Source organism: Sphaerisporangium sp. NPDC088356, from assembly GCF_040685555.1.
In the GTDB taxonomy this organism is placed as follows: Bacteria; Actinomycetota; Actinomycetes; order Streptosporangiales; family Streptosporangiaceae; genus Sphaerisporangium.
This window is the reverse complement of the sequence record NZ_JBFBIK010000081.1, coordinates 17,571-33,617: the sequence shown is the minus strand read 5'-3', so window position 1 is coordinate 33,617 and position 16,047 is coordinate 17,571. Positions and strand designations below refer to the sequence as shown.

At 71.7% G+C, this 16,047-nt stretch carries 12 protein-coding genes and 2 pseudogenes; 6 read left to right on the top strand and 8 right to left on the bottom strand.

Going from position 1 to position 16,047, the window contains the following annotated elements; genetic code table 11:
- Positions 1 to 40: 40 nt before the first annotated feature.
- The 3 genes from AB0O34_RS25620 to AB0O34_RS25610 are packed head-to-tail and all read right to left on the bottom strand — an operon-like array spanning position 41 to position 3,115.
- The gene (locus AB0O34_RS25620; protein WP_363919418.1) at positions 41 to 955 is read right to left on the bottom strand and encodes an ABC transporter permease; all 915 of its coding nucleotides are present in this window, start codon (positions 953 to 955) and stop codon (positions 41 to 43) included.
- Positions 942 to 1,949, bottom strand: coding sequence for an ABC transporter ATP-binding protein (locus AB0O34_RS25615; protein WP_363919416.1), 1,008 nt, complete (start codon positions 1,947 to 1,949; stop codon positions 942 to 944). The genes AB0O34_RS25620 and AB0O34_RS25615 overlap by 14 nt, the downstream gene beginning before the upstream one ends.
- 8 nt (positions 1,950 to 1,957) lie before the next feature.
- Positions 1,958 to 3,115 (bottom strand): DUF2092 domain-containing protein, encoded by a 1,158-nt coding sequence (locus AB0O34_RS25610; RefSeq protein WP_363919414.1) that lies wholly within the window; start codon positions 3,113 to 3,115, stop codon positions 1,958 to 1,960.
- Positions 3,116 to 3,353: 238 nt separating this feature from the next.
- On the opposite strand from AB0O34_RS25610, the gene AB0O34_RS25605 reads away from it, so the two are divergent.
- From AB0O34_RS25605 to AB0O34_RS25595, 3 genes are all read left to right on the top strand, one after another.
- Entirely contained in the window at positions 3,354 to 4,028 is a 675-nt protein-coding gene (locus tag AB0O34_RS25605) for a response regulator transcription factor (protein WP_363919412.1), read from the top strand.
- The gene (locus tag AB0O34_RS25600) at positions 4,018 to 5,385 is read left to right on the top strand and encodes an ATP-binding protein (protein WP_363919410.1); all 1,368 of its coding nucleotides are present in this window, start codon (positions 4,018 to 4,020) and stop codon (positions 5,383 to 5,385) included. The genes AB0O34_RS25605 and AB0O34_RS25600 overlap by 11 nt, the downstream gene beginning before the upstream one ends.
- Positions 5,386 to 5,555: 170 nt before the next feature.
- Positions 5,556 to 6,983 (top strand): aspartate aminotransferase family protein, encoded by a 1,428-nt coding sequence (locus AB0O34_RS25595; protein ID WP_363919408.1) that lies wholly within the window; start codon positions 5,556 to 5,558, stop codon positions 6,981 to 6,983.
- A 2-nt stretch (positions 6,984 to 6,985) separates the two neighbouring features.
- On the opposite strand, the gene folP is transcribed toward AB0O34_RS25595, so the two are convergent.
- The 3 genes from folP to AB0O34_RS25580 form a co-directional block, all read right to left on the bottom strand.
- Positions 6,986 to 7,822 carry a dihydropteroate synthase gene (gene folP / locus AB0O34_RS25590; RefSeq protein WP_363919406.1) on the bottom strand — a complete coding sequence of 279 codons (837 nt, stop codon included), beginning with the start codon at positions 7,820 to 7,822 and terminating at the stop codon, positions 6,986 to 6,988.
- Positions 7,823 to 7,908: 86 nt separating this feature from the next.
- The gene (locus AB0O34_RS25585) at positions 7,909 to 8,778 is read right to left on the bottom strand and encodes a LysR family transcriptional regulator (RefSeq protein WP_363919404.1); all 870 of its coding nucleotides are present in this window, start codon (positions 8,776 to 8,778) and stop codon (positions 7,909 to 7,911) included.
- 595 nt (positions 8,779 to 9,373) lie between these two features.
- Complete coding sequence (locus tag AB0O34_RS25580; RefSeq protein WP_363919402.1) at positions 9,374 to 9,592, bottom strand: hypothetical protein; 219 nt, start codon at positions 9,590 to 9,592, stop codon at positions 9,374 to 9,376.
- Positions 9,593 to 9,620: 28 nt separating this feature from the next.
- Between AB0O34_RS25580 and AB0O34_RS25575 the strand changes: the two genes are divergently transcribed.
- Together AB0O34_RS25575 and AB0O34_RS25570 are read left to right on the top strand one after the other, a co-directional pair.
- Positions 9,621 to 10,565, top strand: a complete 945-nt coding sequence (locus AB0O34_RS25575; RefSeq protein WP_363919400.1) for a neutral zinc metallopeptidase — start codon at positions 9,621 to 9,623, stop codon at positions 10,563 to 10,565.
- Positions 10,566 to 10,778: 213 nt separating this feature from the next.
- Positions 10,779 to 12,365 carry an LCP family protein gene (locus AB0O34_RS25570; RefSeq protein WP_363919398.1) on the top strand — a complete coding sequence of 529 codons (1,587 nt, stop codon included), beginning with the start codon at positions 10,779 to 10,781 and terminating at the stop codon, positions 12,363 to 12,365.
- 326 nt (positions 12,366 to 12,691) lie between these two features.
- On the opposite strand, the pseudogene tnpA reads toward AB0O34_RS25570, so the two are convergent.
- Positions 12,692 to 13,107 (bottom strand): annotated as a pseudogene (gene tnpA / locus AB0O34_RS25565) (IS200/IS605 family transposase).
- A 22-nt stretch (positions 13,108 to 13,129) separates the two neighbouring features.
- Here tnpA and AB0O34_RS25560 point away from each other — a divergent pair.
- A pseudogene (locus AB0O34_RS25560) lies at positions 13,130 to 13,852 on the top strand (transposase); the annotation flags it as partial.
- A gap of 106 nt (positions 13,853 to 13,958) precedes the next feature.
- On the opposite strand, the gene AB0O34_RS25555 reads toward AB0O34_RS25560, so the two are convergent.
- Complete coding sequence (locus AB0O34_RS25555; protein WP_363919424.1) at positions 13,959 to 16,004, bottom strand: spermidine synthase; 2,046 nt, start codon at positions 16,002 to 16,004, stop codon at positions 13,959 to 13,961.
- Positions 16,005 to 16,047: the final 43 nt, after the last annotated feature.

The following is a 16,047-nucleotide window of genomic DNA, read 5'->3' as shown; positions in this document are numbered from 1 at the left end:
CCCGCGGCCGGGTCCGGGTGCGCGAGCGCCCGGACCCGGCTCAGCTCGTGATGTCGCGGCCGGAGAAGCGGCCCCAGGCGATCGAGCCGAACACCACCGCGTAGGCGGCGAAGACGAGCAGCCCGTGGCCCATGACGTCGGTCGCTATCGGATCGCGCAGCGCCCCGTCGAAGGAGCCCCACCAGGAGGTCAGAAGGTACGGCTGGACCGGCGCGAGCTGCGGGATCACGCCGAGGACCTGGGTGAACACCACGGTCACGACGGTCGCCGCCACGGCGCCGATGGGCACCTCGGTCAGCGTCGAGACGGCGAGGCCGACGGCCCCGAGCGCGGCCATCCCCGCGGCGCTGTAGCCGGTGACGATCAGGACGCGCAGCAGCCCGTCCACGAGCGGGATCGTCGTCCCCGACAGCAGCGTGACCGGCCCCACCGGGAACAGGGCGAAGCCCGTGATCAGCGCGGCGACCGCGACGACCGCGCAGGCGGCCAGCCCGAAGACGGCCACGTTGGCGAACTTGACCGCCAGCAGCCGGGTGCGCCCGGCGGGGGCGGTGAGCAGGTACCGCAGGGTGCCGCCGCTCGCCTCGCCCGCGACGGCGTCCCCGGCGACGACCGCGACGGCCAGCGGGATCAGCAACTGGACCAGCAGCACCAGCGCCACGAAGGTCAGCATCAGCCCGTTCCCGGCCACCTGCGTGATGAGCGACGGCGCGTCACCGTCGCCGCCCACCACGCGGAGCACGATGCCGATCACCACCGGGACGATGGCCAGCACCGCCAGCATCGCGATGTTGCGCGGCCTGCGAAAGGTGAGCCCGAGCTCGGAGCCGAGCAGCCGCACCGCCGCGCGCACCGCGCCGGGGCTCGCGGGCACGGCCACGGCCGCCTCCGGCTCGGCGGGGCGCGGGAGCGCGCGCGCCGTTGTCGCTGTTTCTGCCGATCTAACCGTCGACATCGAATCCCTCCCCTGTCAGGCCGACGAACAGCTCTTCGAGACTGGGCCGCAGGACGGCGAAGCCGCGTACGGAGACCCCGTCCCCGACCAGCTCGGCGACGACGTGCTCCGGCGCGACCGCGCCGAGCTCGGCCGTGACCTCGTCCAGCCCGGTGCGCACGTCGGCGAGCCCGAGGTTGTTGAGCACGGACGCGGCCTGGGCGGTGTGCGGGCTCTCCACGCGCACGCGCGGGGCGTGGCCGTCGCGCAGCTCGGCGATCGGCCCCTGGGCGACCAGGCGGCCGGTGCGCATCACGCCGACGTGGCTGCACATCTGCTCGACCTCGGTCAGCAGGTGGGAGGAGACGAAGACGGTGGTGCCGTCGGCCGCGATGTCCTTGATGAGCGACCGCACCTCCCTGGTGCCCTGCGGGTCGAGCCCGTTGGTCGGCTCGTCCAGCACGAGCAGCTCGCGCGGGCCGAGCAGCGCGGCGGCGATGGCGAGGCGCTGGCGCATGCCGAGGGAGTACGCCCGGTAGCGCTTGCCGGCCGCCGCGCCGAGCCCGACGCGGTCGAGCGCCACGCCGACGCGAGCCCGCACCGTACGGGGGTCGGCCGTTGGGTCGGCGGCGTCGTACCGGCGCAGGTTCGCCTCTCCCGACAGGTACGGGTAGAAGGCGGGGCCCTCGACGAGCGCGCCCACCTTCGGCAGGGCGGCGCCGAGCCCGGCGGGCATCGGCCGCCCGAGCACCTCGCAGCCGCCGCTGGTCGGGTTCATCAGGCCGAGCAGCATGCGGATCGTCGTGGTCTTGCCCGACCCGTTCGGGCCGAGGAAGCCGAAGACCGAGCCGCGCGGCACGGCCAGGTGGAGATCGTCGACGGCGACCTGCCCGCCGCGGAAGCGCTTGGTGAGCCCGCGCGAGACGATCGAGCAGCCGTCCGTGGAGACCGTGTCCGAGGCCGGGTACGGGACCCCGCGAGGGGGCGCCGCCTCGTGCGCCCCCTCCCCCGTCATCGTCGTCATCACTTGCGGCCGGCCGCCTCTGCCAGCGCCTCGGGCGTCACGGCGCCCACCAGCAGCCTGCCGTCGTCGGTGATCAGCGCCGACACGAGCTTGCTCTGGATGACCCTGCCGCTACCCCAGGGCCCGGAGACCTGCTTGGCCGACTTGAGCAGCGAGTCGACGACCTTGGTGGGGTCGCCGTTGTCCCACTTGCCCCGGCCGCCCGTCGCGGGCTTGCGCAGGTCGGCGAGCGAGAACGGCACCTCGGCCACGGTGGTCCAGCCCGCGCCGATGGTGCGGACCCCCTTGGCGCCCTTCCCGGGGGCCTGCCCGCCTGCTTCCATGCCCTTCTCCGCGCTCGGCGCGCCCTCGGCGCCGAGCGTCTTCTCCTCGACCTTCGCGCCGGCCGGCGGGGTGAACGCGAAGTTCTCCGGAGCGGGCGCCGAGAAGCTCACCTGGGTGAAGCCCACTTCGAACGCGGGCTCGGAGGCGCCCTTGGAGAAGACCTGGACGCGCAGCGGGATGTAGTTCTCCCCGTCGAGGGCGAGCTTGACCTGCTTGACCAGGGACGAGGTGTCCTTGGGCGTGAGGACGAGCTGGTAGGCGGCGCGGCCCGCGACGTGCTGGCCGTTCTCGACGGTGATCGCGGTGCTCGCGTCCGCCGCCTTGAGCACCTGGGCGGCCACCTCGGCCGGGGTCGTGGCGGTGGGCATCGCGGAGTGCGCGGCCTCGGCGCCGTCGGCGCTACCGGCCCTGGTGCCCTGCGGCACCTTGTAGCGCGTGGCGGTGTTCATGTCGCTCTGCCACACCCAGGCCTCGCCGCTGCCCGTGCGGATGACGTCGGTCTCGCTCATGGGTCCGGGCAGGGCGAGCCGGAGCCGGCCGTCGCCCCCGTACCAGACCTTGAGCGTGTGGGAACCGGACAGCAGGGACATCGGCGAGCTGCTCGACCCCCCGGGCAGGGGCAGGGCCGGCAGGCCGAGGGAGGCGGTCTCCACGACGGTGCCGGACATCGCGGGCGGCGCCTGCTGCCGCGCGGTCTTCGCGACCTCCGCGAGCAGCTGCCCGGCGGTGCGGTCGGGGAGGGAGGGATCGCCCTGGACGGCGGCGATGACCGGTGCCGCGCCGATCGCGGCTCCCACCACGGCGATGGCGGCGACCGGGACTCCCCACCTCACGGCGCGTGCTCTTCTGGACTGGGACGGCATGTCACTCCTCAACGGTAAGTCTTCTCGATCCGATACTCGGCAGACTGCATCCCGGTCCCTGTGCCGAAGCTGAGACAGCCTGAGAGGGTTCTCAGGCCCGGAGGCTTTCCGCAGCCGGCGGGGCCGGTGGCCGGGTGCCCGCTCTCAGGCGGGTCTCAGCCGGGACAGGCGAAGATGGGGGGACACATACGTTTTGGGGGGAGTCCGGATGCGCGTGCTCGTCGTGGAGGACGAGAGGCGGATGGCCGCCGCGCTGCGGCGCGGGCTGCAGGCGGAGGGTTTCGCCGTCGACCTGGCCCACGACGGCGAGGACGGCCTGCACCTGGCCCGCGAGGGCGACTACGACGTGGTCGTGCTCGACATCATGCTGCCGAGGCTCTCCGGCTACAACGTCTGCAAGCGGCTGCGGGCCGAGGAGAACTGGGTGCCCATCCTGATGCTGTCGGCCAAGGACGGGGAGTACGACCTGGCGGACGGGCTGGACCTCGGCGCCGACGACTACCTCACCAAGCCGTTCTCCTACGTCGTCCTGGTGGCCCGGCTGCGGGCCCTGTTGCGGCGCGGCGCCCGGCGCCGTCCCGCGGTGCTCCGGTCGGGGGACCTCACGCTGGACCCGGCGGGCCGCTCGGTCGCGCGCGGCGGCACCCCGATCGAGCTGACGCCGCGCGAGTTCGGCCTGCTGGAGTTCCTGCTGCGCCGGCCGGGCGAGGTCGTGTCCAAGACCGAGATCCTGGAGCACGTCTGGGACACCTACGACACCGATCCCAACGTGGTCGAGGTCTACGTGGGCTACCTGCGCAGGAAGATCGACGTCCCGTTCGGGCGCAACGCCCTGCAGACCGTGCGCGGGGCGGGTTACCGGCTGGTGGGCGATGGCGGCTGACCGGTCGCCGCTGGCCTGGTGGCGGCGCAAGAGCCTGCGCTTCCGGCTGACGGCCACGGCCTCGGCCGTCCTCGCGCTGGCGCTCGCGGCGGCGGCCTCGCTGCTGGTGGGCGTGCTCGGCCGTGCCCTGGTCACCTCCACCGACGAGGTGGCCTACCAGCGGGCGAGGGAGGTGGTCGCCCTGGCCGACGACGGGCGGCTGTCCGACCCCGTCGCGGTCTCGGACGGCACGATCATCCAGGTGCTCGACGACCGGGGCCGCATCACCCACATCACGCTCGGCGCCGACCGCCTGGTCCCCCTGGTGAGCGCCCGCGAGCGGGAAGAGGTGCCGCCCGACGGCCGCGGCCGGTTCGTGGACGGAAGCCCGTACGGCATTCCCGGCCCGCTGCGCGTGGTCGTCCTGCACGCCGACCACGGCAGGACGGTGATCGCCGCGCGGTCGTTCAAGGACGTCGCGGACAGCCTCACCGCGACCGTCCACATGCTGGCCGTCGGCACGCCCGTGCTGCTGGTCCTGCTCGGCGCCGCGAGCTGGCTGATCATCGGCCGCACGCTGCGGCCGATCACGGCGCTGCGCCGGGGCGCGGCGGAGATCAGCGGGACGGCCAGGGCGCGGCGGCTCCCTGTGCCAGAAGCGCGCGACGAGGTGCACGAGCTGGCGACCACGCTCAACGACATGCTGGCGCGGCTGGAGGCGGCCGAGGCCTCCCAGCGGGCCCTGATCTCGGACGCGGCCCACGAGCTGCGCAGCCCGCTGGCCAGCATCCGGCTTCAGCTGGAGGTCGCGCTCGGCCATCCGGAGGGGCAGGAGTGGCCGGAGACCGCGGAGGGCGTGCTGGAGGACACCCTGCGCCTCAGCCGGCTGGCCGAGGGGATGCTCACCCTGGCACGCCTCGACGAGCGGCGGCGCCCGGCCCGGTGGCAGCCCGTGGACCTCGGAGAGCTGGTCGAGGCGACCGCCGGCCGGTACGACGACACCGTGGTCAAGGTCGTGGCGGCGTCGCCGGCGGTCGTCGACGGCGACGCGCTGGACCTCGGGCGGGTGCTGGTCAACCTGCTGGACAACGCCGTACGGCACGCGAGCGCGCACGTCGGGGTGGAGCTGCGCGCGACGCGGGCGGAAGCGTTGATCACGGTGACGGACGACGGGCCGGGGATCCCCGAGGCCGACTGGGAGCGGGTGTTCAACCGGTTCACCCGGCTCGACAGTTCGCGCAGCCGCGACGACGGCGGGGCGGGGCTCGGCCTCGCCATCGTCCGCGAGACCGTCCGGGCCCACGGCGGCTCGGTCCACCTGGAGGACGCCTCCCCGGGGCTACGCGCCGTCGTGCGGCTGCCGCTCTCCCGTTCTTGATCCGCTCGTGCGGACGCGTGATGATCTAGTGCCCGTTATGTATGGGCTGGCGTGGTAATGTCCCTCGCCAATCGTGTACGTCACCCCTACGTCCGGCGCCACCGTGCCACCTGGCGCCACCCGTGCCACCAGTGCCACCCGTGCCAGCCCGTGCGACAAGGGAGAACCGCGTGCTTCCCGAGAACGGCCGTACGGCCGACGAGCTCCTCGCCGAGATCGCCCGGCTCAGGCGCGACGACCTGCCGGTGCGCGGCGGCAAGGTCACCGCGTACGTCTACGACACCGGGCGCCCCGAGGTGCACGAAGCCGCCGCGCGTGCCTACTTCGAGATGCTCGAAGTGAACACGCTGGACCCGACGGCGTTCCCGAGCATCGTCGCGATGGAGAAGCAGGTCGTCGGGGCGGTCGCGGAGCTTCTCGGCGGCGGCCCGCACACCCCGGGCATCTTCACCAGCGGCGGCACCGAGTCGATCATGCTGGCCGTTAAGGCCGCCAGGGACGCGCGTCCCGTCGCGGGGAAGCCGGGCATGGTGCTGCCGGTGACCGCGCACCCGGCGTTCCACAAGGCGGCGCACTATCTGGGGGTCGAGGTGGTGCCGGTGGCCGTGGACCCCGGAACGTTCCGGGCCGATCCGGCGGCCGTGGCGGCGGCGATCACGCCCGACACCGTGCTCGTCGTGGCGTCCGCCCCCTCCTACCCGCAGGGCGTGGTCGACCCGGTCACCGAGATCGCGGCGCTGGCGGCCTCGCGCGGGGCGCTGTGCCACGTGGACGCCTGCGTCGGCGGCTGGCTGCTGCCGTGGCTGGCGGAGGCGGGGGCGGCGGTCCCGCCCTTCGACCTGTCGGTGCCGGGCGTGACGTCCATCTCCTGCGACCTGCACAAGTTCGGCTACGCGCCCAAGGGCGCCTCGGTCGTGCTCTTCGCCGACCCCGCGCTGCGCCGCGCCGCGTACTTCGCCTCGGCCGCCTGGCCGGGGTACACGGTCATCAACACGACCGTGCAGAGCTCGAAGTCGGCGGGCCCGCTCGGGGGCGCGTGGGCGACGCTCAACGCGCTCGGGCGCGGCGGCTACCTCGACCTCGCCCGCAGCACGCTGGAGGCCACCCGCAGGCTCGTCGCGGGCATCGGCGCGATCCCCGGGCTGCGGGTGCTGGGCGAGCCGGAGTCCTCGCTGGTCGCGTTCACGGGAGAGGACGGCGTGGACGTGTTCGTGCTGTCCGACGAGGCGCGCAAGCTCGGATGGTTCCTGCAGCCGCAGCTTTCGTACGCGGGCATCCCCGCCAACCTGCACGTCACGGTCACCGGGGTCACCCTCGCCGGGGTGGACGCCATGCTGGAGGTGATCGCCGCGTCGGCGGCGGCCGCGAGGGACAGGGGGCCCGCGCCGATCCCCGAGGGGCTGACCGGGATCCTCGCCTCGCTCGACCTGGACGCGCTGGACGACGCGACGTTCACGGAGCTGGCCGCCTCGGTCGGCGTCCGGCTGGGCGGCGACGGCCGGCCGGAGATGGCGGTGGTCAACTCGGTGCTCGACGCCCTGCCGGCCGCGACCCGCGAGGCCATCCTCATCAGGTTCCTGTCGGTCATCTACACCTGAGCTCAGCCGCGCCGGAGCCGCTCGACCGTGGCGAGGGCGGCCCTGGCCGAGGCGGCGTCGTGGACGCGGAAGACCCGTGCCCCCTGCCAGGCCGAGACGGCCAGCGTGGCGAGGGTGCCCGCGTGGCGCTCCCCCACCGGGAGCCCGCCCAGCGCCTCTCCCACGAAGTCCTTGTTGGAGACGGCGACGAGCACCGGCCACCCTGTGGCGACCATCTCCGAGAGCCTGCGGCTGACCTCCAGCGAGTGCCAGGTGTTCTTGCCGAAGTCGTGCGCCGGGTCGATGAGGATCGCGTCCTCGCGCACGCCGGCCCGTACGGCACGGCCCGCGAGGCCGGCGGTGTGGGCGACGACGTCGGCCACCACGTCGTCGTAGGCGACGCGGTGCGGCCGGGTCCTCGGGGTGACGCCTCCGGCGTGGGCGCACACCAGCCCGATGCCGTGCTTGGCGGCGACCTCGGCCAGAGCGGGATCGGGACCGCCCCAGGTGTCGTTCAGCAGGTCGGCTCCGGCCTGGGCGACGACCTCGCCGACCTCGGCTCTCCAGGTGTCGACGCTGATCACCAGGTCGGGATGGGCGTGGCGCACGGCGGCCACCAGGTCGGCGACCCTGCGGATCTCCTCGGCGGCGTCCACGGTCTCACCGGGGCCCGCCTTCACCCCGCCGATGTCCACGATGTCGGCCCCGGCGCGGACCGCTTCGGTGACGGCGGACATCGCGGCGTCGAAGCCGAAGGTCCTGCCCTGGTCGTAGAAGGAGTCGGGGGTGCGGTTCACCACGGCCATGACGGCGAACTCGCCTGGCCGGAACTCGCGGTCACGCAGGCGCAGAGTATGCATCGCCGCAAGCGTACGCCAGCATCGCCGGACAGGGATCCGACGCCGCCGCACAGCGTCCCGGTGTCACGGGAACGCTCCAAAACGGCTCAGATCGCTGAACCGCTCTCGGCGACGGTAAGGAAGTCCTGCGCCATGCCCGGGAGGCGCTTGCGCGCGTGCACGAGCGCGATGATCCGGCGCAGCGGCGGGTCGAGGGAGCGGACCACCAGGCCCGCCCGCACGGCCTGCTCCGACATCCCCCGGTACCCGAGCAGGGAGGCCGAGGCGGACCGGATCATGGCCGGCCAGCCGCCGCGCTCGTCGGTCTCGGCGGCCACGACCGGGCGCACCCCGTAGGTGGTGAAGAGCTGGTCGAACTCCCTGCGGCGGGCGCTGCCCGGCAGCGGCAGCACGAGCCTCATGCCGTTCATGCGGATCATCGGGATCGACTCGGGGAGGTCCAGCCCGGGAGGCGAGATCAGCACGATCTCCTGCCGTTCGAGCGGATGGCTGACCAGGTCGGCCGGCACGGGCAGGTCGGTCAGCCCGAGGTCGGCGCGCTGCTCCCGGATGGCGTTCACGACACCGTCACGGCCGTCACACCGAACGATTTGCACGCGTACGCCCGGATGCTCGGAGACGTAGGAGGGAAGTAGGCGGCCCGCCAGCCCCGGCTCCAGGCTCGGGGGCGAGGCGATGCGCAGCTCGCTCGCCCCGGAATGCGTGTGCGTGGCGAGCGCCTCGATCTCGTGGACGGCGTCGAGCGCCTCCTTGGCGAGCTTGACGACGCGGCGGCCCTGGGCCGTCACGACGACTCCCCGGCCCGAGCGAGCGAAAAGGGTCATGCCGAGCTCACGTTCGAGGTCGCGAATCGCGCGCGAAAGCGCGGGCTGCGCGATGTAAAGCGATCTGGCCGCGTCGGTCATGGTGCGGTGCTCCGCAGTGGCGACCACATAACGGAGCTGCTGCAGATTCATGGAATCGAAGCTAGGGCAGAGGGGCTCGGCGAATCCGGAACATCGCAGAGATCACCTTGGATGATTTCAGAATGTAACCAGATACCGCTACTTCCGTGACTACTGGGAATTCAGTGCAGTTATGCCCAAAATGCTCCAGAATGTGGATCTTGTGACTGGGGAGTCGTCTCGGCCTTCTGAGGCCGGGAAAGGGGGCGCACGGAATGGGTACCAACGGACAGCATCCACCACCGCCACCGCCGCCGCCCGGGGGACGCCATCCGTATCCGCCTCCACAGGATCCGGGCCGGGAAGGCGGTCCGGCGCCGCATGATCAGGGCTGGGTCAACGGTCCGGGGCCGCAGGACGCGCCGCGGCAACCGTACCCGCCCCGTGGACCGCGGCAGCCGCCCCAGGGCTACCCCCCGCAGGGGCCGCCCCCACAGCTCCCGTACCCGGGCCCCGCACAGGGCCCCGGGCAACAGCCCTATCCGGGGCAGGGTCCGGCCCAGCAGCCCTATCCGGGGCAGCAGCCGCACCCGGGGCAGAATCCCGGGCAGCCGCACCCTGGGCAGGGTCCCGCGCAGCCGTACCCGCCGCGGGGAACCGGCCAGCCCTACCGGCAGCCGTACCCGCCGGCGCAGGCCCCCGGGCAACCCGGGCCCCCGTACCAGGCTCCCCCGCCTCCCGGCGGCCAGGCGCCCGCGCCCTTCCCGCCGCCGTCCGGGGGGTGGAACGGCCCGCCCGGCCCGCCCCGGGGCCCGTACGGCCCGCCGGGGCACCTGGCGCCGAACTGGCGCCCGCCGAAGCGCAAGTCGAGCGCGGGTGCGGTCATCGGCGGCCTTCTCGGCGTGGTCGCCGCCGTGTTCGTCCTGCTCGTGATCGGTTCGGCGGCGCTGAAGAGCGCCAGGCACGCCGAGCCGATCTCGCCCGTGGCGCTTCCGACGTTCGACCCGTACACACCGGTCCCGTACCCCACCCGGTCGTCCCCCGAGGGCGACACCCAGGCGAGCCGGAGACCCGAGACGGTGAAATCCCCGTCGGACACGAAGACCAAGACGACCAGGCAGGCGCTGAACACCACCCTGACCGGGAACACCGTCTACCGGGTCGGCACGCTGCCCCGTACCTCCTGCCGCGCCTCCGCCACCAACATCTTCAACGATGCCCAGCTGAAGGCACTGATCCTGAAGACGGGCCAGTGCATGAGCCGGACCTGGTCTCCGGCGCTGCGGCGGACCGGCATCGCCTTCGCCCCTCCGAGGTACGCCGTCACGGCGCGCGGCGGCCGGGGCGCGTGCGGCGACTTCCCCCAGCGGGGCAGCATCGTGCCCTACTACTGCCCGCGCAACACCACCATCTACGCCTCGACCACGGCGCTCGCGCGCGGCAGGGGCGACCAGCGCGGGTACGGCTCGCTCTCCAGCTGGCACGGCGCGATCATCGGCATGATGGCCCACGAGTACGGCCATCACGTCCAGCAGCTGTCCGGGCTCGCCAACTCCTGGTGGGCCAAGACGCTGGCCGCGCGGTCGCAGAGCGGCAAGCTGGCTCTGAGCCGCAGGTACGAGCTGCAGGCCAACTGCTTCAGCGGCATGTGGATGAGGTCTGTGGCGGCGAGTTACCCGATCCCTCCGGCCCGCCGCGCCAACCTGTTCTACTTCTTCTCCAACGTCGGGGACTGGCCCGGGTACCCGCGCGATCACGGCACGCCCGCCAACAGCGGCCGCTGGTTCAGGCAGGGATACGAGCGGACCAAGGCCTACCAGTGCAACACCTGGCTCGCCCCCGCCTCCAGTACCTCGTAGCGGCCTGACATTCCGCCTCGGCGGCTTGACATCGGCTGTCAGGCGGGATGCCGCGTTAAGAGACTTGTCACCGACCGATTCCCCAATATTGGCTTTGCGTCAGTGATGTCCAGGTATGGGGGTTAGAATCCTGGAATTCCGTGAACCTACGGGGGGCCGGCCATGGGTTTCCGCTGGTTACGGCTGGATTCCAACAGTCATGAGGGAGCGCTTGTGACCACGCCTCTGGGCGGCACCGCGGGGGAGGCGGCCGGAGACGGCCCGGAGAAACCCGCTCCCAAGCGGCAGGCCGCCACGCCTCCCCGCTTCGCCAAGGCCCCCACCACGGCGTCCGTCATCGGATGGACGGCGCTGTCCACGCTGGTCCCCGGCGCGGCCCACCTTCGCGCGGGGCAGCGGCGCACCGGCTTCATCCTGCTGGGGGTCTTCGGCCTCGTCCTCGTCGGCGGCATCGTGCTCGCGACCGTCATCGGGTCGAACCTGGGGCTCGCCGTCAAGGACAGCACCCTGGTGGCCCTGATCATCGCGGCGGCCGTCGGCGCGCTGGCGTGGTTCACCCTCGTCATCACCTCCTACATTGCCCTCGGGCCCGACCGGCTCCCCCAGGCAGGCCAGGTGGCCTCCGGCATCGTGGTCGGCATCCTGTGCGTGAGCGTCATGGCGCCCTTCGCGCTGACGGCGAGCAGCATGATGACCGTCCGCCAGACCGCGAACACCATCTTCACCAGCGCTCCGGAGCCGGGCGAGACCGTGACCCCGGTCAAGCAGGAGGACCCCTGGAACGGCCGGCGCCGCGTCAACTTCCTGCTCATCGGTGGTGACGCCGCCGGTGACAGGACCGGCGTGCGGACCGACAGCATGACCGTGGCCAGCGTCGACGTGAGGACCGGCAACGCGGTGATGTTCAGCCTCCCCCGCAACCTGCAGTTCGTCCGCTTCCCCAAGGGCGACCCGCTGGCCGCGCGGTTCCCCAACGGCTTCACGGGCGACTCCGGGCAGGGCCTGCTGAACGAGGTGTGGCAGTACGCCGAGGACCACCTCGGCAAGGGCAAGGGCCCCCACGAGCTCAAGAGCGCCATCGGCTACACCCTGGGCCTGAAGGTCGACTACTACGCGATCGTCGACATGTACGGCTTCGCCGCCCTCATCGACGCGATCGGCGGGTTGAAGATCCGCGTGGAGAGCGACATCAAGTGGGGCGGCCACTTCGGCACGGCCGGCACCATCAAGGCGGGCTACCAGCGGCTCGACGGCGAGCACGTGCTCTGGTACGGCCGGTCCAGGGTCGACAGCGACGACTTCTCGCGCATGTCGCGGCAGCGCTGTGTCATGGGCGCGCTCCTCAACCAGGCCACGCCCAGTACGGTGCTCGCGAACTTCGGCAAGATCGCGACCGCCACCCGGCACATGTTCCGCACCGACATCCCGCGCGACCTGCTGGAGCACCTGGTGCCGCTGGCCCTGAAGGTCAAGGACGCCAAGACGACCAGCCTGCAGTTCGTACCCCCCACCGTCTGGCCCGGCGCGGCGGACTGGCTCAAGATCCGCCGCCTCACCACCCAGGCGCTCAAGGAATCCGAGCTCTCCAGCGGCGGCACCCTCGCCGCGGGCGTGACCGCCAAGCCCGACGCGAGCCCGTCCGGGTCCATCGGCTCCGACGCGACCCCCACCCCCAGCGGCTCGACGGCCGGCCCGTCGACAAGTCGCACGCCCGGCACCGCCACCCCCTCGCGGACGCCGACCCCCAACCACCAGAGCAAGACCGCGGCCAAGACCCTCGCCGAATCCTGCGGCTTCTGACCCCCGGGCCACCGCCGCCGGCGGTGGCCCGCCGTGAAAGGGCCGAGAAGACCCACTTGGCGCACCGTCCTGAACGTGCCCGGCGCGGACCCGCACTACGGGGTCCGCGGCTCGGGTCCCGTCCTGCTGCTTCGGCAACAGCTCAGGTGCTTCGCCACCGCGACGGGAATGGGCGGCGGCGAGCAGGACGGCGACACGCGCAGCCCCGGTGACACCCCCCTTGGCTCGCGGAGAAGTGCTACCGAGATGCGGGCCAGTGTTCCGGCCTTCGGCTTCAGGCTGGGGGTGAAGGCCCGCGCGGAAGGGCCGCCAGGCCCGAGCGTGCTCTAAGTGGGCCGGTTCTGCTGCTCGATGTACTGGCGCAGGACGCTGATCGGCGCACCTCCCACGCTCCCGGCGAAGTAGGAGCCCGACCACAGCTTGTTCGCCCGGTAGTAGTGGCGGGCCAGTTCGGGGAACTCCTGCCGCATCCGCCGTGAGGACACGCCCTTCAGCGAGTTGACGAGCTTGGACAGGGCGACCTTGGGCGGAAAGTTCACCAGCAGGTGGACGTGATTGGCTTCACCGTTGAACTCGGCCAGCTCGCACTCGAAGTCGGCGCACACGTCCCGCATGATCTGCTCCATGCGTTCCAGATGGGCTCCCGTGAACACCCGGTGCCGGAACTTGGTCAGGAAAACCAAATGGGCATTCAGGACAAAACACAGTGCCTGCCGGTTCTGATGTTCCCATATTCGGCCATAGACCAATAGTAAAATCAGGGTTTGCAGCTTCGGTACAACTACCGGGTCTACCCGGACGCCGGTCAGCGTGAGGTGCCGGCTCGGGCGTTCGGGTGTGCGCGGGTGGTGTTCAACGACGGGCTGCGTATGCGGCAGGAAGCTCACGCGGCGGGCCTGCCGTATGTCAGGGACGCCGAGTTGTCCAAGCGGGTCGTTACCGAGGCGAAGAAGACGCCCGAGCGGGTGTGGCTGGGTGTGGTGTCGGCCGTGGTGTTGCAGCAGGCGCTGGCGGACCTGAACACCGCCTACCGCAACTTCTTCGCCTCGCTGTCTGGGAAGCGGAAGGGGGCCAAGGTCGGCCCGCCCCGGTTTCGGTCCCGGAAGGACAACCGGCAGGCGATCCGGTTCACCAGCAACTCCCGGTTCTCGATTACCGGGCAGGGCCGCCTGCGCCTGCCGAAGATCGGCGATTTGGAGGTGCGCTGGTCGCGGAACCTGCCCGCCGAACCGTCCAGTGTGACCGTGGTCAAGGACGCAGCCGGGCGGTACTTCGCCTCGTTCGTGGTCGAGGCCGACCGGCAGGTGCTCCCGCTGGTTGATGCTGAGACCGGCATCGACCTCGGTTTGGGCCACTTCGCGGTCTTGTCGAACGGGCGGAAGATCGACGCCCCGCGTTTCCTGCGCCGCGCGGAGCAGAAACTCAAGCGGCTGCAGCGGGTGCTGTCCCGCAAGGCGAAGGGGTCGAACAACCGGGTCAAGGCCCGGCTGGCGTGCGGTGGCACAGCCCGGTGAAGCAGGAAACCACAGAGGTGCCGCGTGAACACGCGGCACGGGCTGAATCCCCGGCCTTCAGTTCAGGCCGGGGAGCGCGTCAAACGGCTCTCGCGGTGCGGGGCAGGAGGGCGAAGGCGCCCAGGTAGAGGAGGCCTGCCACTACCAGGAGGCCTTCGTAGCCGATGACCAGGGAGAGGTATTCGAGGCAGCCACCGAGGATCGCGCCGAGGAGGTTGGCGCCGAAGGCGACGGTCGCGTCGGCGGTGTCGGAGAAGCGCTTGGCGAAAACCACGTTGGCGGCGAAGATCGGCATGAACGCGACGACCACCGCGAACAGGGCCCGTAGCGGCAGGGGCAGCCCGAGCAGCCACGAGTTGGGCACCAGGGCGGCGACCACCAGGCCGCCGAGCAGGATCGCGTACATGACCGGCAGCGGCGGCGTGCGGAAGCGCCGGGTCACCTCCACCGCGGCCAGCACCGCCACGAGCACCCCGGCGAACACGATGGCGTTGACCACCCACGTCGTGCCGAACAGCAGCGCGAAGCCCGTGACGTTCTTGGTCTCCAGCAGCAGGAACGAGACACCGAGCAGGAACAGGTCGGCGTAGGGGCGCATGCGGCGGAACGGCCCGGCGACGGCGCGGACCGCGACGATGCTCACCAGCAGGATCAGGCTGAGCGCGATGAGGTAGATGGACGGGATGTCGCGCCCGTGGAGGTAGAGGAACGGGCGGTCGTCCACCGCCGGGGGCGGGGTGTCGGCCTTGGCGCCGGCCCACTCGCCGACGCAGCGCTGCGCGTCGGGGGTCACCCCGGCGGTGATCACGGCCTGCTGCCCGGAGCCGACCTCGTCCACGCAGGGCTTGTGGCCGAAGGCGGCCTGCGCGGTGGAGGCGAGCCGGTCGACCAGCCACTGCTCGCGGTAGTAGTTGTACATCGAGAACGCGCCGCCCGGCTTGAGGTGGTCGTGCGCGGCGCGCATGGCCTCCTGGGTGAACAGGTAGCTCTCCAGGCGGAGCGAGCTGGCCCCGGAGACCAGGGTGAGCGAGTCGGGCAGGGCGAACAGGATGAGGTCGTACTTGCTGTCGGTGCGCTCCAGGAAGGCCCGGCCGTCGGTGATGTGGGTGGTGACGCGCGGGTCGCTGTAGGGCTGGTCGGGGTGGAAGGTGCCGCCGAGCTCCCTCAGCTTGGGGTCGATCTCGACCGCGTCCACGTGCTTGGCGCCCTTGGACAGGGCGATGGCCACGTCGGTGCCGCTGCCCGCGCCCACGATGAGCACGTCGTCGAGGCTCGCCGCCGCGGCCCGCTCGTACGGCAGGGCGTACTGGCGTTCCCACTGCAGGCGGTTGGCCGCGGGGATCGCCTGCTGGTGCGGGATGCCGTTGACCGCGATGTTCATGATGGGAACACCGCTGAAGTCGGTGCGCTCGTATTTCACCTTGTAGTACGGGGACCACAGCGTGCCCGGGGTCAGCGTCTCCACCATCAGGGCGCCGACGACCACCAGCGAGGGCAGGGCGACCAGCCCGAGGTAGCGGATCAGGGAACGGGGCTGGAGCAGCGCCCCGTAGGCGACGGCGGCGATCAGGCCCCAGGCGACCGGCGGCGCGCTCGCGAACGACAGCAGCGAGAACATCGCGATGCCGGTGAGGCTGCCGATGAGGTCGTAGCGGTAGGCCTCCAGCCGGGGAAGCTCGGGGAAGCACCTGCCGACCAGCTCCGCGGGCCCCATCAGCACGAGCGCCGCCGCGGTGAACACCACAGGGAGGATCGCCCAGGCGGGCGGCCCGCTCGTCGACAGGCTGGTGAAGTAGATGACGCCCTCGGTCTCGCGGTTCACCGTCACCGGGAAGAACAGGACGATCAGCACCAGCGCCGCGAGGACGACCGGCGAGTAGTACGGCTGCCTGGTGGTGCGCCCCACGCGGAGGAAGCCCAGGCCGATGCCGAGGAAGGAGCCCAGCAGCACGAAGTTCGTGAAGTAGCTGAGATGCACGATGTTGGAGCCGGTCCAGCGGATCAGCGCCAGCTCCAGGAAGAGCATGAACGCGCTGGCGAGCACCAGCCTCGGGCGCACCGGGAGCCGGTGGTCTCCTTCCGTACCGGATCCGGGACTTGATGGCATGTCCACCTCGGCGATCATGCGTCTCAACGTAGCCAACCGCCGCGTCCGGCGGAAGCCTTAC

What these genes read in the sequence shown, in the direction of transcription:
- AB0O34_RS25620 (WP_363919418.1), bottom strand. Translation starts at nt 955, where the DNA reads ATGTCGACGGTTAGATCGGCAGAAACAGCGACAACGGCGCGCGCGCTC.
- AB0O34_RS25615 (WP_363919416.1), bottom strand. Translation starts at nt 1,949, where the DNA reads ATGACGGGGGAGGGGGCGCACGAGGCGGCGCCCCCTCGCGGGGTCCCG.
- AB0O34_RS25605 (WP_363919412.1), top strand. Translation starts at nt 3,354, where the DNA reads ATGCGCGTGCTCGTCGTGGAGGACGAGAGGCGGATGGCCGCCGCGCTG.
- AB0O34_RS25600 (WP_363919410.1), top strand. Translation starts at nt 4,018, where the DNA reads ATGGCGGCTGACCGGTCGCCGCTGGCCTGGTGGCGGCGCAAGAGCCTG.
- folP (WP_363919406.1), bottom strand. Translation starts at nt 7,822, where the DNA reads ATGCATACTCTGCGCCTGCGTGACCGCGAGTTCCGGCCAGGCGAGTTC.
- AB0O34_RS25585 (WP_363919404.1), bottom strand. Translation starts at nt 8,778, where the DNA reads ATGAATCTGCAGCAGCTCCGTTATGTGGTCGCCACTGCGGAGCACCGC.
- AB0O34_RS25580 (WP_363919402.1), bottom strand. Translation starts at nt 9,592, where the DNA reads ATGACCGCACCCGCGCTCGACTTGCGCTTCGGCGGGCGCCAGTTCGGC.
- AB0O34_RS25555 (WP_363919424.1), bottom strand. Translation starts at nt 16,004, where the DNA reads ATGATCGCCGAGGTGGACATGCCATCAAGTCCCGGATCCGGTACGGAA.